19 protein-coding genes are annotated in these 21,600 nt (G+C 59.6%); 3 read left to right on the top strand and 16 right to left on the bottom strand.

The genetic code is table 11. The annotated features are described in order from the left end of the window. Positions 1-65: 65 nt before the first annotated feature. From AC07OD_RS20940 to AC07OD_RS20890, 11 genes are all read right to left on the bottom strand, one after another. Positions 66-764: a transposase gene (locus AC07OD_RS20940; protein WP_494597944.1), complete on the bottom strand. Its 699-nt coding sequence runs from the start codon at positions 762-764 to the stop codon at positions 66-68. A gap of 87 nt (positions 765-851) precedes the next feature. Further along, positions 852-1,820, bottom strand: a complete 969-nt coding sequence (locus tag AC07OD_RS20935; RefSeq protein ID WP_494597983.1) for a class I SAM-dependent methyltransferase — start codon at positions 1,818-1,820, stop codon at positions 852-854. Then, entirely contained in the window at positions 1,817-2,455 is a 639-nt protein-coding gene (locus tag AC07OD_RS20930; RefSeq protein WP_494597943.1) for a DUF1415 domain-containing protein, read from the bottom strand. The genes AC07OD_RS20935 and AC07OD_RS20930 overlap by 4 nt, the downstream gene beginning before the upstream one ends. A 116-nt stretch (positions 2,456-2,571) precedes the next feature. Then, positions 2,572-3,777: a deoxyguanosinetriphosphate triphosphohydrolase gene (locus AC07OD_RS20925; RefSeq protein WP_494597942.1), complete on the bottom strand. Its 1,206-nt coding sequence runs from the start codon at positions 3,775-3,777 to the stop codon at positions 2,572-2,574. Between the two features lie 54 nt (positions 3,778-3,831). After that, positions 3,832-4,935, bottom strand: coding sequence for a 3-dehydroquinate synthase (gene aroB / locus AC07OD_RS20920; protein ID WP_494597982.1), 1,104 nt, complete (start codon positions 4,933-4,935; stop codon positions 3,832-3,834). A gap of 345 nt (positions 4,936-5,280) precedes the next feature. After that, on the bottom strand, positions 5,281-6,807 hold the full coding sequence (locus tag AC07OD_RS20915) for a putative Ig domain-containing protein (protein ID WP_218293423.1): 1,527 nt from the start codon (positions 6,805-6,807) through the stop codon (positions 5,281-5,283). Positions 6,808-6,829: 22 nt separating this feature from the next. Then, on the bottom strand, positions 6,830-8,974 hold the full coding sequence (locus AC07OD_RS20910; protein WP_218293422.1) for a type IV pilus secretin PilQ: 2,145 nt from the start codon (positions 8,972-8,974) through the stop codon (positions 6,830-6,832). Then, positions 8,971-9,513: a pilus assembly protein PilP gene (locus tag AC07OD_RS20905; RefSeq protein ID WP_218293421.1), complete on the bottom strand. Its 543-nt coding sequence runs from the start codon at positions 9,511-9,513 to the stop codon at positions 8,971-8,973. The genes AC07OD_RS20910 and AC07OD_RS20905 overlap by 4 nt, the downstream gene beginning before the upstream one ends. Next, a complete protein-coding gene (locus tag AC07OD_RS20900; RefSeq protein WP_218293420.1) occupies positions 9,510-10,187 on the bottom strand; it encodes a type IV pilus inner membrane component PilO in 678 nt (225 codons plus the stop codon). The genes AC07OD_RS20905 and AC07OD_RS20900 overlap by 4 nt, the downstream gene beginning before the upstream one ends. 2 nt (positions 10,188-10,189) lie before the next feature. Next, complete coding sequence (locus tag AC07OD_RS20895) at positions 10,190-10,798, bottom strand: PilN domain-containing protein (protein ID WP_492254681.1); 609 nt, start codon at positions 10,796-10,798, stop codon at positions 10,190-10,192. Further along, positions 10,795-11,874 carry a pilus assembly protein PilM gene (locus AC07OD_RS20890; protein ID WP_369641635.1) on the bottom strand — a complete coding sequence of 360 codons (1,080 nt, stop codon included), beginning with the start codon at positions 11,872-11,874 and terminating at the stop codon, positions 10,795-10,797. The genes AC07OD_RS20895 and AC07OD_RS20890 overlap by 4 nt, the downstream gene beginning before the upstream one ends. A 268-nt stretch (positions 11,875-12,142) precedes the next feature. Between AC07OD_RS20890 and AC07OD_RS20885 the strand changes: the two genes are divergently transcribed. Then, entirely contained in the window at positions 12,143-14,536 is a 2,394-nt protein-coding gene (locus tag AC07OD_RS20885) for a penicillin-binding protein 1A (protein ID WP_494597941.1), read from the top strand. 68 nt (positions 14,537-14,604) lie between these two features. Here AC07OD_RS20885 and cyaY read toward each other — a convergent pair whose 3' ends face one another. Continuing rightward, complete coding sequence (gene cyaY, locus AC07OD_RS20880) at positions 14,605-14,934, bottom strand: iron donor protein CyaY (protein ID WP_218293416.1); 330 nt, start codon at positions 14,932-14,934, stop codon at positions 14,605-14,607. A 12-nt stretch (positions 14,935-14,946) separates the two neighbouring features. Here cyaY and lptM point away from each other — a divergent pair, with 12 nt between their 5' ends. Beyond that, positions 14,947-15,156 carry an LPS translocon maturation chaperone LptM gene (gene lptM, locus AC07OD_RS20875; protein WP_218293415.1) on the top strand — a complete coding sequence of 70 codons (210 nt, stop codon included), beginning with the start codon at positions 14,947-14,949 and terminating at the stop codon, positions 15,154-15,156. A 134-nt stretch (positions 15,157-15,290) separates the two neighbouring features. Beyond that, on the top strand, positions 15,291-16,109 hold the full coding sequence (locus tag AC07OD_RS20870; protein ID WP_218293414.1) for an oxygen-binding di-iron domain-containing protein: 819 nt from the start codon (positions 15,291-15,293) through the stop codon (positions 16,107-16,109). A 110-nt stretch (positions 16,110-16,219) separates the two neighbouring features. Here AC07OD_RS20870 and msrQ read toward each other — a convergent pair whose 3' ends face one another. From msrQ to AC07OD_RS20850, 4 genes are all read right to left on the bottom strand, one after another. Continuing rightward, entirely contained in the window at positions 16,220-16,870 is a 651-nt protein-coding gene (gene msrQ / locus AC07OD_RS20865) for a protein-methionine-sulfoxide reductase heme-binding subunit MsrQ (protein ID WP_218293413.1), read from the bottom strand. A gap of 65 nt (positions 16,871-16,935) precedes the next feature. Beyond that, entirely contained in the window at positions 16,936-17,940 is a 1,005-nt protein-coding gene (gene msrP, locus AC07OD_RS20860) for a protein-methionine-sulfoxide reductase catalytic subunit MsrP (RefSeq protein ID WP_494597940.1), read from the bottom strand. A gap of 152 nt (positions 17,941-18,092) precedes the next feature. Beyond that, positions 18,093-19,439 carry a c-type cytochrome biogenesis protein CcsB gene (gene ccsB, locus AC07OD_RS20855; protein ID WP_218293411.1) on the bottom strand — a complete coding sequence of 449 codons (1,347 nt, stop codon included), beginning with the start codon at positions 19,437-19,439 and terminating at the stop codon, positions 18,093-18,095. Further along, entirely contained in the window at positions 19,436-21,592 is a 2,157-nt protein-coding gene (locus tag AC07OD_RS20850; protein ID WP_494597939.1) for a cytochrome c biogenesis protein ResB, read from the bottom strand. The genes ccsB and AC07OD_RS20850 overlap by 4 nt, the downstream gene beginning before the upstream one ends. Positions 21,593-21,600 lie beyond the last annotated feature (8 nt).

The following is a 21,600-nucleotide window of genomic DNA, read 5'->3' as shown; positions in this document are numbered from 1 at the left end:
TTTTATTGGGGACACATCATTTTTGGTAGCCATAAACCCGATGCGGCCTTATGCATGGCCACGAATCATTCAGATTTATTGTGAAGCGCCGGCCGTCCCGCCTGTCCCCGGGTCACCCGACGCGGCGTGTTTTTTTGCAACTCTTGCACAAAGCCGGGGTCGCCCAGCGCCCAGCCGCTGAGCACGGATGATGTCAGCGCGGCCTGCTCTTGCGATCCGATGCCCGCCTGAACCAGTGCGGCGTACGCCGCCTCGCGCGCAAACGGCGTGTTGCCCAGCGCCCAGTACAGGGCATGGGGCGTGAGCAGGCGGTCGTGGCGCAGGCCCAGCCAATGGGCGTGGCTGGACCACGCGTAGTCGCAGGCCTGCACCACCTGCCCCGTGCGCACGGGGTTCAGATCGAGGTAGACCATGCACGGGAGCAGGTACCGCTCGGGCTGCAGCACCGTGGAGCGGTAGCGCCCCTCCCACAACGTACCGGTGCGGGCATGGCGACGGTTGAAATACTGCACATAGCGCCGCCCCACCGCCTGCATCATCTGCGGCAAACCATCGACGGTGGTGGGAGTTGCCAGCAGATGAAAGTGGTTGTCCATCAGCACATAGGCGTGCACAGCCACCCCGTATTTCTGAGCGTTGTCCGCCAGCAGCAATAGCATGGTCTCGAAGTCTTCGTGGTCGATGAAGATGCTTTGGCGGTTGTTTCCACGCTGGATGACGTGGTGCAGATGACCGGGCAAGGTCAGGCGTGGCAGGCGGGCCATGGATGTCGATGGGAGCAAGGATGGGGGGCGATCATAAATCCGTCCCCGATTATCCCGTCCAGGCGGAGCCCTGCGTGCGGTGCGAGGCTAGTGTGGCACTGCATCCGCAGCCACTGGCGTATCGCCAGCCTGCGGCTTCAATCCAAAACGCGCCCCCAGCGTCCTGTCGAGCCCGAACTCTTCCAGAATGGCGCGCAGCCGATCCGAGGCGCTGCGCTTTTTCTGGCCTGTGTACCGGGCAATGATGAGCTCGTTCTTCATGCTGTGCTCCCAGCCCACCAACTCCGTCACCGTGACCTGGTAGCCACTGGCCTCCAGGTACAGGCAGCGCAGCACATTGGTGACCTGGCTTCCCAGCTCGCGGGTGTGCAGCGGATGGCGCCACAGCTCGGCCAGTGGCGTGCGCGCCAGTTGCAGGGCCTTGCCCTGGCGCAGGCAGGCGGCCATTTCGGCCTGGCAGCAAGGCACCAGCACCATGGCCCGGGCGTTTTTCTGCAGGCCGAAGGCGATGGCATCGTCCGTGGCCGTGTCACAGGCATGCAGGGCGGTGACCACGTCGATGTGGGCCGGCAATTCATCTGCGCCAGTGGATTCCGCCACGGACACATTCAGGAACGACATGCGCTGAAAGCCCAGCTTGTGCGCCAGCACACGCGACTTTTCCACGAGCTCGGCGCGCGTCTCCACGCCGTAGATATGGCCACGCCCGAGCGCCTTGAAATACAGGTCATACAGGATGAAGCCCAGGTACGACTTGCCCGCGCCATGGTCTGCGAGCGTGGGCCCCTGGCTGGTGGTGGACAGCTCTGCGAGCAGTGGTTCGATGAAGTTGAACAGGTGGTACACCTGCTTGAGCTTGCGCCGCGAGTCCTGATTGAGGCGCCCATCGCGCGTGAGGATGTGCAGTTCCTTGAGCAATTCCACGGATTGGCCTGGCCGCAGCTCGGACAGTCCCCCGGTCGGGGCAGCCTTGGCCTTAGCGTCAGCACCACTACCCGAGGAGTCCGGCGCCTGGGAATGGGTGCGGGCAGCTTTCTCTTTCGCGGCTTTCGTCATTGCCATGGTCCTCGCTCCGTGTCTTTTACCGCTGGCGGCGCCGGCAGGGAGGCCCCAGGCCCTACGCTCAGAGCGGCCCAACCCGACATGCCTAGTTCTTGCAAAACCTCGATGTTCCGCTCGAAGATCGTTTCCGCCTCGGGGAACACCTCGACAGCGCGGTCGATGCTCTCTTCGCGCAGCAGGTGCAACGTGGGATAGGGTGAGCGGTTGGTGCAGTTGGTCACATCGTCCTCTCGCGTACCCGCAAACTGGAACTGCGGGTGAAAGCTGGCGATCTGCAGCGTGCCTTCCATGCCCACTTCTTCCAGCACGGCCTCTGCATCTTCCAGGAAGTCGTTGAAATCCAGGAAATCATGGAGGCAATGGGGAAGGATCAGCAGCGTGGTGTCTCGCACCTCGGAAGGAGTAGCCGCCAGGGCGGCAAGTTCGCTGCGCAGTACCTCCAGAATCGTCGCCAGATCCCCGGTCAGCGCTACCGCGTAGTGAATCTGCCCCTTCACGTGAACGCCCTTTGCAAAGGGGCACAGGTTGAGGCCGATCACCGCCCGCTCGAGCCACTGGACCGTGTCGCGAATGAACAATGCGGCAGGCTCCTCGGAGCCCACCGTAGCCGTGGAAGGGAATGAAGTCATGGGGAGGCGCGCGAAGCGCAATGAAGTGCCTGCGGATTTTACCGGGCGCCATTGCCTCCGGCGACAGCCTCCGCCTGCAACGACACGCCCCACATGCGCACAGCCGCGCGCAGCCCTCAGTCGAGAAGTCGCCGCCCAGTAAGGCGCCCATGTTCGCGCGCCGCAAATCGGTCGGTCATGCCCGCAATGAAATCCGCCACCGCCCGTGCCCTCAACGGGCCCTGGTCTGCCGAGGCCTGCTCCGCGAAAGCTGCCTTCATCTCTTGCGGCGACACCGTGTAAGCCGCGAACAGGTCGCGAACCACTTCCTGCGCGCGGCCCGTGGTCTCCATCACACGCGGATGGCGGTACAGATTCTTGAAAAGAAACCGCTTGAGAACCTGGGAGCGCTCCCGCATGCCATCACTGAACATCACCAGCGCGGGGGCTTGGCGAACTCCATCGACGCTGGCCGGGCCATGCCGTGCGAGCGCCGTCCTAGTGGTGTCGATCACGTCATAGACCTGCGCGCTGAGCATGCGCCGTATGGCCTCGTACAGCAGGCGCCGCTGGCGTGGCACCTGGGCGAGGTCCGGATGCTCCGACTCGGCAGCAGCCCGGTACTCGTCGAACAATGGCACATCCTGCAACTGGTCCAGCGTGATCAGCCCCGAGCGCACACCGTCGTCGATATCGTGCGCGTTGTAGGCGATCTCGTCTGCCAGATTGCACAGCTGTGCCTCCAGGCTCGGCTGTTCGTGGCGCAAGAACCTCGCACCGACGCCATCGGGCTCTTCGTCTTCCAGCTGCCGGGCGTGCTGCCGGGAACAATGCTTGAGAATCCCTTCCCGCGTTTCGAACGTGAGATTCAGCCCGTCATACTGTGGATAGCGCTCCTCCAGCTTGTCCACCACGCGCAAGCTCTGCAGGTTGTGCTCGAAGCCCCCGTGCTCGGCCATGCAGCCATGCAGCGCGTCCTGGCCAGCATGCCCGAAGGGCGTGTGGCCCAGGTCATGGGCCAACGAGATGGCCTCTACCAAATCCTCATTGATGCGCAGTGAACGTGCTATGGAACGCCCGAGTTGGGCTACTTCCAGCGAGTGGGTCAGGCGAGTACGGAACAGGTCGCCTTCGTGGTTAAGAAAAACCTGCGTCTTATAGACCAGCCGCCGAAACGCTGTGGAGTGAACAATTCGATCCCGGTCCCTCTGGTACTCCGTCCGCGTAGGCGCAGCTGCCTCAGGATAGCGCCGCCCACGGCTCACTGTGGGGTCGCAAGCATAGGGGCGGAGATCCGAGTTGCGCCCCCAATTGGGGGCCAGCGCTCCGTCTTTATCGAGCATTTCTAGCTACAAAAAAATAGCAGCAATCGGCATTGCAATTGCATCGCGTTTGTATCACTTGCAGCAGGCATCGATCACGTCACGCACCAGACGGTCGGGCGCGGAACGCAGGGCAGCTCGGCCGGGACCACCGATGACGACAAAACGAATTTCGCCTGCTTCCGATTTCTTGTCCACGCGCATCAGCTCCAGGTAGCGTCCCGCGTTGTCGTTTGAATCAAGCACTGGTCCTTGGGTGGGCAGCCCAGCGCGGGCGATCAGCACCGTGAGTCGCTGCACAAAGGCCGCATCCACAAGACCCAGGCGATGCGACAGCTCAGCTGCCATCACCATACCGGCTCCCACACCTTCACCATGCAACCAAGCGCCATATCCCATTCCGGCTTCGATCGCATGTCCAAAGGTGTGGCCAAAATTCAGAATGGCACGCAAGCCCGATTCACGTTCGTCCTGCCCCACCACCCATGCCTTTATCTCACAACTGCGACGCACGGCGTGGACTAGCGCAGCGCGGTCGCGCGCCAGCAGGGCATCGATATGGGCTTCAAGCCATTCCATGAAAGCCATGTCCGCGATCGGTCCATACTTGATTACTTCCGCCAGACCCGCGCTGAGTTCGCGCGGAGGCAGCGTGTCGAGCACATCCAGATCGCACACCACCAGCTGAGGCTGATAAAACGCGCCGATCATGTTCTTGCCCTGCGGATGGTTGATCGCCGTTTTGCCCCCCACGGATGAATCCACCTGCGCCAGTAACGTGGTCGGCACCTGCACGAATGGCACACCACGCATGTAGCTCGCAGCGGCGAAGCCGGTCATATCACCCACTACACCACCACCGAGCGCAAACAGGACCGTCTTGCGGTCGCAGCCGCGCTCCAGCAGCACATCAAAAATCTTCTGCAGGGTCTGCCAGTCCTTGTGTGCTTCGCCATCCGGCAACCGTACCTCATGAACCTGCGGGTAGCGCTCCGACAGCGCGGCTCTCAGTGCCGCCATGTAGAGCGGGGCGACCGTTGTATTGCTCACAATCAATGCGGCACCGGCGCGCGGCAGGCCATCATAAGTGGTGGCACTACTCAATAGGCCACCGCCAATCGCAATGCGATAGCTGCGGTCACCTAAGTCAATAGCGACTTCTTGGGCAGTAAGGGACATAAAAAAGGTATTTTTACGACGACGCGATGCTTCGTCGCCAAAGCTATTGTGCATGCTGGAGATGCCGGGGGGCAAATCAATCCCAGCAAGAGTGTCCACATACGCCCTGTAGCGCGAAAAGTTCGCCCCGACGGGTGCGCGCGCGTGCGCCAACCGTGTTAAGCAAGACCTCTACCTCGCCTGATAAAAACCCAATCTGGGGAAGAAGCTACTCGGGAACCGGAATCACCCGCTCGCTCAAACTCGAGACAAAAAAATCCCCGGACATGCCGGGGATAAAGTCATAGAAATTCTGATTAATTACCTGCCACCCTCCATCTCTCTCAGGGGTGGCGGGCTAGCTACTCAGGGGCACGTGTAATCTTCCGGCACACCACCAGGAGGTATTGGTCCGGTCACAACGTCAATATTGAACGTGCGAGTCACCGACGTCGCCCCCTTCGTCGCCGTGACCAAGAATCGTTGGCTACCGCAATTAGTCACCTTCGGTACGCCATTCAAAACGCCAGCCGTAGGCGATGTTCCTGCAGTCAACCACGCTGGCAAACCGCCAAAGGACCACGTCACACCCGTTGTCGACGAGACGAACGAATAAGTGAAGTTTTTCCCGACAGGCGCAGATCCCAGCGAGCAAACTGCCGTAGAGTTGCAATCGCCGATGGCAAAATCTTCTGGCAGGCCGCCGACCACCTTGAATGTAATCGTGGCAGTTGCAGATATCTTGTTCTTATCAGTGGCAGTGACCGTAACACGGTACTCACGCTCTGCCGCATCCTGGCTTACCGTACCGCTCAGAATACCCGTACTCGCATCCACGGTGAGCCCTGTAGGCAGGCCAGTAGCCGCCCAGGTGAAGGGTGGCAAACCGTTCTTCGCCTCCAAGTATGCCGTGAATGGGATACCCTTAGTAATGGTTCCTAGATCCTTATTATCGATCGTAGGCGCAACTGTACGTGCCGCCATCACTTGAATCGGGAGAATGCCAACCATCGGATCCGAGATGCCGTTGCTTACATTGTTGTCAGCACGATCAGCAGTCATTTCCAAGAAGATCGTGCCGGTTTCCGTACCGCTCAGCAGCGAAAAGAGTGCAACCCCGCCAATCGAAGGCAACTGAAGCACACTGCCACTCTGGCTCCCCGCAACCAAACGGGCGCCTACGGCTGCGTCGGTTCCCGAGAGAATACGAACCTGTACATTCGAACCCGACGTGCTGCCAGTTGGCTGATTCGCATCATCCATGACAAACGCCTGAATGGCCATTTGATTCAGAATACCGTTCGCATTGAACTTGGTTCCCAGAATATCATTGACTTGGGCTGCCAGACGGACGCTGGCAGGCTTGCCCGTTGCACCTCCAACGGAAATCTCCACGCTGGCTGATCTTTGTTGCTTATCAAGAGGGTCTTGAACCGTACACGTAATGCGGGCATTTCCCGCCTGGTCCCCTGCATGGAAATGAAAAGAATTGCCACCAGCGTTTGAGCCTAGCGTAATATTTCGATATGCGCTAGGAACTTTAACCGTCCCACCATTGCCATCATCAACTTCTGTTTCGTGCTCCGATTTACCATCCAGATAATACAGCGCACCGGAATCCAAACCTCCCGCGACATTACATGCAAAAATATCCTCGCCACCAGGTATTGGTAAATTTCCTTTTCGGGCTTCAACGTAAAGAGTTGTTGTGTAGGGTCGGTAAGCACCAAGACCGGGCAGCGCGTCGGCGATATTGATCGGCAACTGTGCCTTGTCCGCACGTAAAGTAATGGTGTAGTGCTCCTGGGTTTCACCCGGGCTTCCACCACCTCCACCACACGCCGACAGCGCAATGGTTGTTGCGATCATGAGAGTTTTGAATCTTTTCTGCATTTTCTTTCCCTATAAATTTGCATCAACGAACCGCAGTACGTTCAGTAATTACCTTGGGCGTAATAAATATGAGCATTTCCTGCTTATTTGCCTGCTTGGTTTTTGTTTTAAATAAATTTCCGACACCTGGGATGTCTCCCAAAAACGGAACTTTGGCCTCTGCATCATCTTCAAAAAGTTCAAAAATCCCGCCAATCACAACCGTTCCGCCATTTTCAACCAATACCTGGGTTTTAATATGTTTGGTATTAATTGCCCGTACATTCTGAAGAATTTCCCCCGGACTGTCTTTGTTAACATCCAGATCAAGAATGATATTTCCTTCAGGGGTTATCTGAGGCAGGACCTCCAACTTCAACACAGCCTTTTTAAAGGCTATGACGGTTCCGCCATTAGGAGCAGTCACTGGATAAGGAAATTCCGTACCCTGCTCTATCGATGCCTTGGTCTGATCTGCAGTCACAACCCGGGGACTGGAGACAATCTTGCCTTTCCCATCAGCTTCCATCGCCGATATTTCAAGGTTCAAGAATCGATTGGCCGCGGAATTGAAAATAGATATTGCAAAACTAGCTGGATCGAATCCACCTTGCGCCTGTGCAGGTAGATTAACAAAGTTACCCAAGGTATTTGCAGTCCCGCCCGCACCAGAGGATGCGACAGCGTTGCTGTAGCTAGTGCCGAAAGCAACACTATTACCACCGCCAAGGTTGTACCCGCCTGTCCCGCCACGATTAGCGCGCAGATCTGTCCCACCCAAGCGAACACCCAGCGAACGCCCAAAAGTATCGGAAGCCTCGACAATTCTTGCCTCAATCATCACTTGCCGAACAGCGACATCCAGAGTCAACAGCAACTGGCGAACTTCCTCTAACTTGCTCGCAGTATCAGTCACAAACAGTTGATTGGTTCTGGGTTCGGCAATTGCACTCCCTCTCTCAGAAAGGAATCTATTTGATGTCCCTCCGGATCCCCCACCGCTACTTGACGCAGTCAATTGGGTGACCATGTCCACCGCCTTGGCATAGTTCATTTGAAATGCCTGAGTCCTTAGCGGTTCCAGCTTTTGAATCGCCAGCGCGGATTCATAGTCCTTTTTTGTCCGATCATCAATTTCATCTTTGGGGGCAATCCACAAAACCGTTCCTGATTTACGCATGCCAAGGCCCTTGGCATCCATGATGATTTGGAGTGCTTGATCCCAGGGCACATCTTTGAGGCGGAGAGTTAGTGAGCCCGAGACGGTGTCCGAGGTAACAATATTGAAATTTGTAAAATCAGCTATCACTTGCAAAAGTGAGCGAACTTCAATGTTCTGGAAGTTAAGCGACAACTTCTCTCCATTGAACCCAGGACCTTGAGTAAGCTTGTTCAGATCCACTTTCTTTTGGCGAATCTCAATTACAAACTGGCTATCACTTTGATATGCACTGTGCTCCCAATCGCCAACGGGATCGATCGTCATCCGCACTCTTTCACCTTGCTGCATGGTCGTAATGGCTTGCACAGGCGTACCAAAATCACCTACATCCAAGCGACGGCGCAGACCTTCCGGCAAAGAAGACTTCAGAAAATCGACGACCAAGCCCTTGCCCTGTTGGCGTATGTCAACCCCAACCTGACTAGATGGAAGCGTCACGATGACCCGTCCGGAGCCATCGCTTCCCCGCCTGAAATCCACGTCTTTTAATGTTTGAATATCATTATTTGCAGGATCCGAAAACGTTAGCGCCTGAGCAGGCTGGGATGCGGAATACGCTGAAGGAGCTGTTGCCAAAGAAATCAACAACGAGTTTCCTTGGATTTCAGCTTGATAGGATGTCGATTGCTTCAAATTAAGAACAACCCGAGACCGATCGCCAGCTTGAACCACATTGACAGATTTTACATTCCCCTGACCGACTTCGATATTGTTTTTTCCGATTGCATTCGATGCACCAGGAAAATCCAAGGCAATGCGCGGAGGCGTTTGAATCGCAAAGCCTGTTGGAATTTCCTTAAGAGGTTCCGCAAAATCAATACGTATGACGTCCACACCGTTTTGCACGCTCCCCGTCACAGAACGGATAACAGTATCTGCAAGAACCTCAAGAGGAGCCAGAATTGCGATTGAGAACCCAATCGCAATTCGGCAGATTTTTACTATGTAAGCTTTCGAGTATTTCATTTTTTGCCCTCTTGCAGATCCAGCGAAACTGCGCGCTCGACCCAGTCACCTGTAGCGTCCTGCACGATCTCTCGCAGTTGAATTGAATTTTCGGTTATTTTTGTTATTTTCCCGTAATTTTGCCCGATATAATTTCCAACTCGTACCTGATAAAGTAATTTGTCAACCTTTAAAAGTGCGGTGGGCATTCCTTTTTTATCCAGGCTACCGACCATGGCCATGACATCCAACGGATAAGCCTCGAGCGGCTCTTTTCGTCTAGCCATCTCTGGCGCGATAAGAGCGGCGTTTGAAGTAGATTGCGTAGACTCCCGGCGTAGCGCCTGCGTCAATTTCACCGCGTTAAAAGGCTCCACGCCCGAATCCATCGAATAGGCCTGAGGAATGAATTGCTTCGGTTCGGTCAACGGAGTAATGCGAGGCTTGGTTGTCGCGCGCAATTCAGACATCCATTGGCGCAACTCTTCGTCGCCCGATGATCCACAGCCGCTCAATAATAAAGAGACGAAAACCAACCCAGTCAGTTTATAAGACGTCATTTTTTATTAGCCTTTATCGCCTGCTTCTGAGCCTGAATTTCTTCGGGATCAAGATACCTGAAAGTACGCGCCGTCGCTTCCATTGTCAGGACTCCGTTTGCATCCTTTGCAACGGGATTTATTGATATATTATTAAGAGTGACAATTCGAGAAAGATGAGCGATATCTGATGCGAACGCCCCCATATCATGGTACTTCCCCGTGACACGCACCTGGATTGGTAACTCGGCATAATACTCCCTTGCGACCACTTGCCCCGGTCGAAACAGGTCGAACTGCAAGCTCCGACCGAGCCCCGCCTGATTGATATCGGACAAGAGCGCCGCCATCTCAGCCTTGCTAGGCAGCTGTTTTTCAAGCTGAATCACGTATTGCTGTACCTGCTCTCTCTGTCGCTTCAACGCCTCCAAGCTCACCGCCTTAATCAATTTAGATTGATAGTCCTGACGAAGAGCTTGCTCCTTCGCCACTTCAGCAGTGAGCTCCACCTCATACTCATTGATTTTTACGAACCATAAGATAGTTGCTACAGCAGCTGCAATAAAGAAGCAAAGCAATACCTTAGGGACTACCGGCCACAACGAAGGATCTTTAGGGTCCAGGTTTCGAAATTGCCTAGAAAGACCGTCCTGCAAAGCAACGAAATCAATATTTGCCTTTGATTTTTTTGCCATATTTATTTCCCAATCGCGGCGCTGGCAGCGTCTTTTGCTTTTTGTGCTTCCCCGGTGCGCATCAGCCGGAAGCGCAGATTGAAGGATGAGACCCGACGCTGATCCTTGGAGGAAAGCGCAACGTTACTTGCCACAATCTCCACCAATTCCGGCTTCGATAACCACGGGGTGTTATCCGTGAGATTGCGGAGCATCTCAGAAACACGTTCATTGGATTGAGCGACGCCTTGCATGGCAATGACCTGCTCAGTTTGCTTGATGCTGGTCACATACGCCCCCTCCGGTATCTGACGCACAAGCTCATTGAGCAAATGAACGGGCAGATTGCGGTCAGATTGGAGATCTTCTACAGCTTTTTGCCTTGCTCGCAGAGCAGCAATCTCATCTTCAATCGTCGCGATTTCCTTGATCTGCCCTTCAAGAACTTTAATTTCGCTCTGCAAGAATGTATTTCGCTCCTGCTGGGCTGTGATCATCATCTGAAACCACCAGTAAATCGCACCCGCAATAGCCAAACCAATGAGAAATGATGCAAACATCGTGGCCTGAAAGGCCTCTTTTCGACGTTTGCGCGCAGCTTCCCGGTGAGGAAGTAAGTTGATCAATATCACTGCAGGAACCTCCGCATGGCCAGACCGCATGAGGTCAGATAAGACGGTGCTTCACGCACCATTTTTTTCAAACGAACGGAACTTCCAATTTCCATGCCGTCAAATGGATTGACGGCGCTGCACGCGAATCCGGTCTGCTGGGTCACTGCTTCTGTCAGGCCTGGCAATGGAGCAGATCCTCCGGCCAACATGATGTGATCAACGCGGTTGTGGGGTGTACTCGTGAAGAAGAACTGCAATGCCCGGCCAATTTCTTGTGCCATGCTGTCTACAAAAGGTCGAAGGACGGCAGATTGATAATCTTCAGGAAGGTCACCATTTCGCTTCTTGCTTTCGGCCTCTTCGATGGAGAACCCGTACTGGCGAACAATCAGTTGTGTAAGTTGCGCCCCACCAAATGCTTGGTCGCGGTCGTAAAGAACTTCCTCGTTGCGAATGACCTGCATGCTCGTGGTCAGGGCACCCACTTCAAAAAGTGCGACCATGGCATCCACCCCCTTCTTCGGCAACGCCTCAATCAGGCGGCCTGCAGCCAGACGGGACGCGTGGGATTCAATGTCCACCACCACCGGCTTGAGCCCGGCTGCCTCCGCCAAACCTTGCCGGTCCTGTACCTTCTCGCGGCGCGACGCGGCAATGAGGACGTCCACATCGCCAGGAGCGTTCTTGCTGGGCCCGATGACGCAGAAGTCCAGACTCACTTCGTCGAGGGAGAAGGGAATGTATTGATTGGCCTCGGACTCGACCTGAACTTCGAGTTCCTGTTCTGTCATCCCGCCTGGCAGCGTGATCTTCTTGGTGATGACAGCCGACGGCGGCAGCGCCAAGGCGACGTTCTTCGTGCGCGTGCCGCTTTTCTTGACCAGTCGGCGCAGGGCATCAGCGACCTCATCGAACTTCTCGATGTTGCCATCGGTGATCCACCCGCGCTCCAGCGGCTCGATCGCACAGCGCTCCAGCACCAGACTGCCCGCCTTATCACGCCCCAGCTCGACCAGTTTGACGCTGGAAGAACTGATGTCGATTCCCAGCAGCGGCGCAGACTGGCGACTGAACAAAGACCCCATTGAGCTCAAGATTGGTCCCCTGTAACTTGCCAAAATGAGGCAACAAAACTTAACACTTCACATGAATGCTATCAGTAAGATAGTTCTCCAGCAAAGATTTTTCCCCGCGTAACACTTGCGGAGCGTTGCCAAAAGCAGACGAATTTTTCGCGCTTTGCAAGACCGTTTAGGGAGGGTGGCGCGCCTTTTGGCGACCTGCTCATCGCACGGCGCTGCGATTTTCCGTGCTCAGGAGCAGACATTTTTATAATGGGGGGTCCTACCCCTCCGGAGCGATATGCCGCCCTCTCCATCGAAGTCCACCGACAAGCCGGACTCCTCCCCCGCTCCCCACCGTCCCACCTGGCTTCGTTGGTTCCTGCGTGCAATCCTCTGGATCGCAGGCTTGGCAACTGCAGCCGCTTTCGGGCTGGCGCTGACCATCGCCGTGGCCCTGGCCGTCGCCTACCCGAACCTGCCGGACATTTCCGATCTTGCCGACTACCGGCCCAAGCTGCCCCTGCGCGTCTATTCAGCGGAAGGTGCTTTGCTCGGCGAATTTGGGGAAGAGCGCCGCAATCTCACCCCCATTGGAGAAATCCCCAAGGTCATGAAGGACGCAGTATTGGCCATTGAAGATGCCCGCTTCTTTCAACACGGCGGCGTTGATTACAAGGGCGTGGTTCGCGCTGGTCTCGCCAATCTGGGCCGCGTGAAAAGCCAGGGAGCATCCACTATCACGATGCAGGTTGCACGCAATGTTTACCTCTCTTCAGAGAAAACATTTACACGCAAAATTTACGAAATCTTACTGACATTCAAGCTTGAGCATTTACTGAGCAAGGATCAGATTCTTGAAATTTACATGAATCAGATTTATCTCGGCAATCGCGCTTATGGATTTGCGGCGGCCTCGGAGGCGTATTTTGGCAAGCCATTGAAATCCGTGTCGGTGGCAGAGGCTGCCATGCTGGCCGGCCTGCCCAAGGCGCCCTCCGCGTACAACCCGATCAGCAATCCGAAACGGGCGCGCTCCAGGCAGCTGTACATCATCGAGCGCATGGAGGAGAACGGATTCATCACAGCCCAGCAGGCCACGGACGCCAAGAAGGAAGAACTCAAAATCCGGTCAGGACCGGACAACACCCGGATCCATGCGGAGTACGTCGCCGAGATGGCGCGCCAGCTGATCTTCACGCAGTATGGCAACGAGGCCTACACACGGGGATTGAATGTCTACACGACCCTCAACGCGGCAGAGCAGGAAGCTGCCTATGGGTCGCTGCGCCGGGGCATCATGGACTACGAGCGGCGACAGCAGTACCGGGGGCCGGAGAAGTTCGTGGCCTTGCCCGCCGCAGCCCAGGAGGTCGAGGATGCCATTGACGACGCATTGGCCAATCACCCGGACAACGGGGATGTCCTCTCCGCCGTCGTTCTGGAAGCCTCTCCCCGCAAGATCATTGCGGCCCGGGCCAATGGCGACAACCTCGAGATCACCGGCGACGGCCTGAAGCCCGCGCAGTCGGGCCTCAGCGACAAGGCACCGCCGAACATCAAGATTCGCCGAGGTGCGGTGATCCGGGTCGTGAAGACCCCCAAGAACGCCTGGGAGATCACACAACTGCCTGAAGTCGAGGGCGCGTTCGTGGCCCTGGACCCGCGCAGCGGGGCCATCCGGGCCCTGGTGGGTGGGTTTGACTTTGACAAGAACAAATTCAATCACGCGGCCCAGGCGTGGCGCCAGCCGGGGTCGAGCTTCAAGCCCTTCATTTATTCCGCGGCGCTGGAAAAGGGGTTCACGCCCGCTACGGTCATCAATGACGCCCCGCTGTTCTTTGACGCCGGCGTCACGGGCGGCCAGCCGTGGGAGCCCAAGAACTACGACGGAAAGTACGACGGGCCCATGAGCATGCGCACCGGCCTGGCCAAGTCCAAGAACATGATCTCGATCCGGATCCTGCAGGCCGTGGGCCCCAAGACGGCCCAGGAATGGGTGTCGCGTTTTGGCTTCGATGCGGAAAAGCACCCGGCCTACCTCACGATGGCCCTGGGCGCGGGTTCGGTCACGCCGCTGCAGATGGCGACCGCCTATTCCGTGTTCGCCAATGGCGGATACCGTGTGAATCCCTGGCTGATCGCCAAGGTCACGGACCACAAGGGCCGCGTGATCTCGGAAACAACGCCACCGGTGACCAGCGAGCAGCCCCGCGCCATCGACGCCCGCAACGCCTTCATCATGAACAGCCTCCTTCAGGAGGTGACACGGTCCGGCACCGCCGCGCGCGCGCAATCCACGCTCAAGCGCCCGGACCTTTACGGAAAGACCGGCACCACCAATGATTCGGTCGACGCCTGGTTCGCCGGCTACCAGCCCACCATCGCCGCCGTGACCTGGATTGGTTACGACACGCCCCGCAACCTCGGAAGCCGCGAAACCGGGGGCGGACTCAGCCTGCCGGTATGGATCAATTTCATGGAACGCGCGCTCAAGGGTGTGCCTGTCATGGAACCCACGGTGCCGGCTGGCGTCGTCAACGTCGGCGGGGAGTGGTTCTACGAGGAGTACGCCCGCCACAGCGGCATCTCCAGTGTGGGCATTGATGACCGATCTGCGTCACCGGCGGTGGCCCCGCACGCACCGCCCCCGGCGGAGGAGCGAAACCGCATCCTGGACCTGTTCCGCAACTGACACGGCCGGGACTATCAGAGTCCCAGCCTGGGGGGGCAGCAAGCTTGAGCCAGGCTGAGGCGGTTTCCCTAGGCCGAGAACTGCAGCGGCAGGCCCGCTTGCCGGGCTGCGTCCCGGCTCAGGCAGTCAAAGAACTCTCCCGCGCCCTTGGTGTCTTGCCATGCCTGGCCATCGAAACGGTAGTGGTAGCCACCGGAGCGCGCCGCCATCCAGACCTCGTGCAGCGGCTTTTGGAGATTGATCACGATCTGGCTGCGGTTGGGGAAGGTCAGCGTCACCATGCCCCCCGAGCGCTGGGCGTCCACATCGGCCTCGGTCGCGTCGTTGATACGATCACAACTGCGCTCGACGGCCAGAAGCAGTTTTTCGGCGTGGTCCAGGAATTCAAGGTCGGTCATTACAATTTGCGCATGTTGATAGCTTCCCAAATTCTAGTCAGGACGCTTGTCCTTGCCGCCAGTACGGCGGCCCTCGCCGGCTGCGGCCAGCGAGGCCCCCTGTATCTTCCCAGCAGCCCCGCGGCTGCACAGCGCGCAACCCTTCCGCAGACCCTGACACCCAGCGTCGGCACGACCACGCCCGCCCAGGCACCGGCGGCTGCCGCGTCGCAGCCGCGTTAAGCCGCGGCGAATCGCCGGCAGGGGCCAGCGGCCCACCTGGCTGCCACTACCAATGCCGAGGTGCTTGATTTCCATCAAGGACACCTCGAAGGGTCAATCGTACAGTCCGTGCTTTATCGCACTGCAGGATGGCCATGGCCCTGGAACTCTACCGCGACAAGAATCACGCTTGTCTGATGTTCACCGACCTCATCGAGGAAGACGGCCAGGCCGTGCAGGCCAACCAGTTCCTGATCGTGGACGACGACACGGGCGCCATCATCGATCCCGGCGGCAACCTCGCTTTCAACGAGCTGTTCATGGGAATGACCAAGCATTTCCCGCCACACAAGCTGTCGTACCTGATCGCCTCGCACGCGGACCCGGACATCATTGCCTCGCTGGACCGGTGGATGACCAGCACCAAGGCAGACCTGGTGATCTCGCGCGTGTGGGAGCGTTTCGCCCCGCACTTCACCAAGGTCGGCAAGACGGAGAACCGGGTCATCGGGGTGCCTGACAGCGGCGGCCACCTGCCGCTGGGCCGCCATGAACTGGTGCTGCTGCCTGCGCATTTCATGCATTCCGAAGGCAATTTCCATTTCTACGACCCGGTCAGCCGCATCCTGTTCACGGGCGATCTGGGAGTGTCCATGATGTCCGGTGCCGAGGCACGCGTGCCGGTGACCGACCTCAAGGCGCACATCCCGCGCATGGAGGGGTTTCACCGCCGCTACATGGTCTCCAACAAGATCCTGCGGCTGTGGGTGCGCATGGCGCGGCAGCTCGATATTTCCATGCTCGTTCCGCAGCACGGCGCGCCGATCATCGGCAAGCAGGCCATCAGCGACTTCATGGACTGGATCGAGAACCTGATGTGCGGCATCGACCTGTTCGACGACCGGGCCTACCAATTGCCCACCAGCTACATCGATCCGGTGACCCGGCAGCTGCGGCCCGGGCTGGGGCGGTAGCACGGGCCGTTTGCTTGATCTTCAATAAAAACAGGGCCTGGCGCTTTACTGGCAATCGTAGATAGCTATATATTTTATAGCAATCGACCTAGCATCCCATCCGCATTGCGTTACCGGGCCCCAGCGGCCGTCCGGCGGGGAGCCGCCGCCCCCTGCGCCGCCTGCCGCTTGCGCAGCCGGTGCCACAGCCGCCAGCCGAGCAGGGCCGCGAGCACCACCGCGTAGACCGCCACCTCGCCAAAATCGTTCTTGCCCGCGCGCATCCAGAAAAAATGCAGGATGGCCAGCCCCGCCACCGCGTACACGCTGCGGTGCAGGGCCTGCCAGCGCCTTGCACCCAGCGCCTTGATGGCGCGGTTGAACGACGTGGCGGCGAGCAGCGTGAGCACCAGCAGCGCCAGGGACCCCACCAGGATGAAGGGCCGCTTGACGATGTCGCGCACGATGTCGGCCACATCAAAGCCCATGTCGAACCAGGCGTAGCTCAGCAGGTGCAGCAACCCATAGAAGAACACGAACAGCCCCAGCATGCGCCGAAAGCGCGCGAGCTGGGGCGTGGAGGCCAGCACGCGCAGCGGTGTCACCGCCAGCACCAGGCACAACGCGCGCAGCGTCCAGTCGCCCGTGGCGCGGATCAGGGCTTCGGCAGGGTTGGCCCCCAGTTCGTTGGCGGCCGCGGCATACACCAGCCAGGCCAGCGGAAGCAGGCACAGCACGAACACCACGGGCTTGGCGGCAGGATGGAGCAGCAGTTTTCGCATGGGGGCAAGGGCCGGGCCGGGCTTTCGCCACCGGACGTGACGGCGAAGCCGGGCGGACGCGGCGGTCAGTAGAACTTCTTGAGGTCCATGCCCGCGTACAGCTGCCCCACCTGGGCTTCGTAGCCGTTGAACATCAGCGTCTTGCGCTTCTTGGCAAAGAGGCCGTCTTCGCCAATGCGCCGTTCGGTGGCCTGGCTCCATCGGGGGTGGTCCACCTCGGGGTTCACGTTGGAGTAGAAGCCGTACTCCTGTTTGGCCGCCTTGTTCCACGCCGTGCCTGGCTCCTTCTCGACAAAACGGATCTTGACGATGCTCTTGGCACTCTTGAATCCATATTTCCAGGGCACCACCAGGCGCATCGGCGCGCCATTCTGGTTGGGCAGCACTTCGCCGTACATGCCGAACGCCAGCAGCGTCAGCGGGTGCATGGCCTCGTCCAGGCGCAAGCCCTCCACATAGGGCCAGTCAAGCACGCGCGAGCCGACAAACGGCATGGTGGCCTTGTCGGCCAGCGTCACGAATTCCACATACTTGGCGCTGCCTTGCGGCTCCACCCGCTTGATCAGTTCGGACAGCGAATAGCCCACCCATGGAATCACCATCGACCAGCCCTCCACGCAGCGCAGCCGGTAGATGCGCTCTTCCTGGGCACTGAGCTTGAGCAGGTCTTCCATGCCGTACTTGCCAGGCTTCTTCACCAGCCCTTCGACTTCCACGGTCCATGGCGTGGTCTTCAGGGTGTGAGCGTTGCGGGCGGGGTCGGCCTTGTCGGTGCCGAACTCATAGAAGTTGTTGTAGGTGCTCGCGTCCTTGTAGTCGGTGAGCTTTTCCATCGAGATGGCGCCCGGCACGGTGGACTTCGCACTGGCCAGCGCCGCCAGCTTGCCAGGACGCGCGACAGTGCCCTGCTGTGCCAGCGCCTCGCGCCCGGCCCAGGCGGCCAGTGCCGCGCCCGCCGCCCCGCCGGCCATCAGCCGGAGCATCCTGCGCCGCTCCTCGTACACCGAGCGCGGCGTGATCTCGGAGGAATGCGGGTGGTTGAAACCCGGTTCGCGGGATGGAATCAGCATGGGTGTCTCCGGTGGTTCTCGGTTGAAACGGACTCTGCGATAGAGCGGAACAACTGCTAGTTCGTTCCCTGGGCCGTTCAGGTTACACCGAAGACACAATAGTTGCAGGCGCCGCCTGCCTGCCGGGCAGGGGCGTGCGGGCAGCCGCGGGCCTACAGCGTGCCGTAGCTGTGCAGCCCGCTCAGGAACATGTTCACGCCCAGGAACGCGAACGTGGTCACCGCCAGGCCGACCAGCGCCCACCAGGCCGAGACGGTACCCCGCAGGCCCTTCATGAGGCGCATGTGCAGCCAGGCCGCGTAATTGAGCCAGACGATCAACGCCCAGGTCTCTTTCGGGTCCCAGCTCCAGTAGCCGCCCCAGGCCTCGGCCGCCCACAGCGCCCCCAGCACGGTGGCGATGGTGAAGAACGCAAAGCCCACGGCGATGGACTTGTACATCACGTCGTCCAGGATCTCGAACGACGGCAGGCGCGCCGCGATGCGCTTGCGGCCGAAGAGGATGCCTGCCACGATGAATGCCGAGATGCCGAAGTACACCATCCAGTAGCTGCCGCCGTTCTCGGTGGCGCCCTGGCGGAACACGATGGGCTCGAAGCACAGCACCACGCCCAGCAGCCACAGGGGGGCCAGCTTGTACCAGCGGGTTTCGGTGGCCTGCTGCTTGATGAGGTAGGCGAACGCCACCATGGCAGCCAGCGCGAACGTGCCGTATCCGATGAAGTTGGCGGGCACGTGCAGCTTCATCCACCAGCTCTTGAGCGCGGGCACCAGGGGCTGGATCTCATGCGCCTCGCGCACCACGGTGTACCAGAGCAGAAAGCCGACCGCCGCGCTCACCACCAGCATCACGAAGCCGCCCAGCGCGCGGGTGTCGTACTGCTGCTCGTAGTACAGGTAGAACGCCGCCGTCATCCAGCAGAACAGCACGAACACTTCATACAGGTTGCTCACCGGGATGTGGCCGATGTCCGGGCCGATGAGGTAGCTCTCGTACCAGCGCACCAGCGTGCCGATGAGCGCCATGGCCACGGCCACCCAGGCGATGCGCGAGCCGAGCATGCCCATGGTCCTGCCTTCGCCGCGCGAGAACATGCCGATCCAGTAGAACGCGGTGCTGATGAAGAACAGCATGCTCATCCAGAGGATGGCGGACTGGCTCGACAGGAAGTACTTGAGGCCGAACACCGTGTCCGCGCGCGCCAGGCTGCCCGCGCCGTCCTGCTGGTACAGGCCGATGGCAAAAAGCGCCACCGCCGTCACCACCAGCATCAGCACGCGCAGCGGCCGCCAGAACCAGCCCAGCCAGATGGTGCAGGGAATGGCACCCAGCAGGATGCCTTTTTCGTACACATCCATGTAGCTGCCGTAGCGCTGCAGCGCATAGAGGCCGCCCACCGCCACGATGGCCGCGAACAGCCAGTCGAACCAGTTGCGGCGGGCGAAGAACCCCTCATTCAGGGTGATCGCGGTATTCGTGTTGCCGGTGGCGGTGTTCATGCGGTGCCTTCCGGGGCCTTGCCGGCCCCGATCAGTTTCTGTGCGAGCTGTACAAACTCCTGGTCCCCGTCCATGGTCTTGCGGTTCGTGGACAGCGCCATGGTGGCGTGGCTGCCGCCGCCCTGCGGCGCCACCCAGACCCAGACACGGCGCTCGCGCACGTACAGCATGGCAAAAACACCGAGGATCAGCAAGACGCAACCCAGATAGACAATGTTCTTGCCAGGGGCTCGGGCCACCTGGAACACGCTGGCCTGCACCTGGGTGAAGTCCTTGAGCTCGAACGCCAGTGGCGCGGGGTAGATCTGCGCGTCGCTGAGCGACAGCACGGCCTGGGTCATGAAGCCCCGTGTCTGTTCATCCTGCGGCAGGCGCGGCAGGCCCGCGTTCTGGCGCGACAGCTGGGCCACCTCAAACAGCGTGCCATTGAGAATGCGCACCAGCACTTCACCGGCGCGCGCGCGCTCGGCCTCCGGCACATTCGCCTCCATGAAGTCCGACACCGCCTGCAGGCCACCGGTGGGCTTGCCGTCCACCATGCCGCGTCCGGCGAACAACGCCAGCGCCCGCGATGCGGACTGCTGCAGCTGCTCGGCCAGATCCGTGCGCGAGGCATCGATGGCCTGCGCCACATAGCGGCGCACCGCCTGTTCGCGCGCCGCCGGGTCGGCCAGCGTGGCCTTCAGGCGCATGAAGCCGTCCATGCCGCCCTTGTCATCGGCCGGCACGCGAAGGTATCGGAACGGTTCCGCCGGGCTCTCGCGCACCCCCAGCAGGAACACCGGCACGCCGTCCCCCGTGTCCACGGGCAGCATGTAGTTGTGGAACTCGCGGGCCTGACCCGCCGCGTCGCGCAGCTTGTAGCTCACGCTGGGGCCCACGTTGCGCAGCTCCTTCTTGGTCACGGTCTTGTTGGCCGCGCCCAAGCGGGACTCCACCGACTCGCGCAGGTCCACCTTGCGCACATCGACACCGGTGCCGCCCGGGCCTGCCCCGCCGAAGTTCTCGACATTGATGGTGCGCAGCGCCGTGAATTCCAGCGTCAGCGTCTCGCTGCCAGTGCCGCCGCCGTTGTTGGTCAGCTGGGTGGAATTGCCCACCACGCCCTCGACATCAAAGGCCTTGGCGCCTGCCACCATGGGCACGGCCCGCAGCTTCAGGTGCGAACCACCGTCGTCGAAGCTCGACTGGTAGATCTCGATGCCGCGGTAGCTGGCCGGGTGGTTCACCTCCACGCGCGCCGGGGTCTTCTCGCCCGTGGCCTTGTCATGGATGACGATCTCGCTGGCAAACAGCTTGGGCATGCCGGTGGAGTAGTGCTCGACGATGAATTTCTTGAGTTCGATGGCGAACGGCAGGTCCTGCAGCAACACGCCGTCGGACTGGTTCAGGATCGCCGTGCTCGACTGCGTGCCCTCCGCCACGAGCAGGTTGCCGCGGAAGGTCGGGTTGCGCTCCGACAGGCGGTGCTCGGGCTTCACATCGGCGATCAGCCCGCCGCCCTGGTACGGGGTCTTGCCGCCCAGCAGCATCTGGGCGCGCACGATGAGGTCACCGTCCAGCAGGCCACCCACGCACACCAGCACGATGGCGCTGTGCGCCGCGATGTAGCCCAGCTTGTTGGCAGCCCCCGCCTTGGCGGCCACCATCCAGCCGGTACCGGGGCCGGCGGCCGTGTCGCGCTGCTGCAGGCGCACTTTCCAGCCGCCGCCCGCCAGCATCGTGCCGATGCGGCGCGCCTCGGCCTCGGCGGACCCGCTCAGCCCTGCCTCGGCCTTGTGGTGGAAGGCCTTGAGGCTTTGCTCCCGGATGTTTTCCTTGTAGACCTTCAGGTCGATGAGGATCTTGGGCGTGTTGCGGGCAATGCACAGCGAGGTGCTGACCACCAGGAACGCCAGGATGAGGAGGAACCACCAGGCGCTGTAGACCGCGTTGAGCTGGATGGCGCCGAACAGCTCGGCCCAGAACGGCCCGAACTGGTTGACATAGTTGACCGCCGGCTCATGCTGCTTGAGCACCGTGCCGATCACGGAGGCGATGCAGATCACCGTCAGCAGCGAGATGGCGAACCGCATCGAGGACAGCAGTTCGATCCCTGCGCGCAAGGCCTGGGAACCAGACTGGATGCGAAGGCCTTGGGTGTTGTCGGACATGGATGGAA

Source organism: Acidovorax sp. GW821-FHT10E03, assembly GCF_059415205.1.
This window is presented reverse-complemented; position numbering and strand designations above follow the sequence as displayed.

Excerpts from the sequence above, each read along its gene's own strand:
- AC07OD_RS20915 (WP_218293423.1), bottom strand. The coding sequence starts at position 6,807 with ATGCAGAAAAGATTCAAAACTCTCATGATCGCAACAACCATTGCGCTG.
- msrQ (WP_218293413.1), bottom strand. The coding sequence starts at position 16,870 with ATGCGAAAACTGCTGCTCCATCCTGCCGCCAAGCCCGTGGTGTTCGTG.
- ccsB (WP_218293411.1), bottom strand. The coding sequence starts at position 19,439 with ATGAACACCGCCACCGGCAACACGAATACCGCGATCACCCTGAATGAG.
- AC07OD_RS20885 (WP_494597941.1), top strand. The coding sequence starts at position 12,143 with ATGCCGCCCTCTCCATCGAAGTCCACCGACAAGCCGGACTCCTCCCCC.
- AC07OD_RS20930 (WP_494597943.1), bottom strand. The coding sequence starts at position 2,455 with ATGACTTCATTCCCTTCCACGGCTACGGTGGGCTCCGAGGAGCCTGCC.
- AC07OD_RS20900 (WP_218293420.1), bottom strand. The coding sequence starts at position 10,187 with ATGGCAAAAAAATCAAAGGCAAATATTGATTTCGTTGCTTTGCAGGAC.
- lptM (WP_218293415.1), top strand. The coding sequence starts at position 14,947 with ATGTTGATAGCTTCCCAAATTCTAGTCAGGACGCTTGTCCTTGCCGCC.
- cyaY (WP_218293416.1), bottom strand. The coding sequence starts at position 14,934 with ATGACCGACCTTGAATTCCTGGACCACGCCGAAAAACTGCTTCTGGCC.
- AC07OD_RS20940 (WP_494597944.1), bottom strand. The coding sequence starts at position 764 with ATGGCCCGCCTGCCACGCCTGACCTTGCCCGGTCATCTGCACCACGTC.
- AC07OD_RS20850 (WP_494597939.1), bottom strand. The coding sequence starts at position 21,592 with ATGTCCGACAACACCCAAGGCCTTCGCATCCAGTCTGGTTCCCAGGCC.
- AC07OD_RS20910 (WP_218293422.1), bottom strand. The coding sequence starts at position 8,974 with ATGAAATACTCGAAAGCTTACATAGTAAAAATCTGCCGAATTGCGATT.
- AC07OD_RS20870 (WP_218293414.1), top strand. The coding sequence starts at position 15,291 with ATGGCCCTGGAACTCTACCGCGACAAGAATCACGCTTGTCTGATGTTC.
- msrP (WP_494597940.1), bottom strand. The coding sequence starts at position 17,940 with ATGCTGATTCCATCCCGCGAACCGGGTTTCAACCACCCGCATTCCTCC.
- aroB (WP_494597982.1), bottom strand. The coding sequence starts at position 4,935 with ATGTCCCTTACTGCCCAAGAAGTCGCTATTGACTTAGGTGACCGCAGC.
- AC07OD_RS20935 (WP_494597983.1), bottom strand. The coding sequence starts at position 1,820 with ATGACGAAAGCCGCGAAAGAGAAAGCTGCCCGCACCCATTCCCAGGCG.
- AC07OD_RS20925 (WP_494597942.1), bottom strand. The coding sequence starts at position 3,777 with ATGCTCGATAAAGACGGAGCGCTGGCCCCCAATTGGGGGCGCAACTCG.
- AC07OD_RS20905 (WP_218293421.1), bottom strand. The coding sequence starts at position 9,513 with ATGACGTCTTATAAACTGACTGGGTTGGTTTTCGTCTCTTTATTATTG.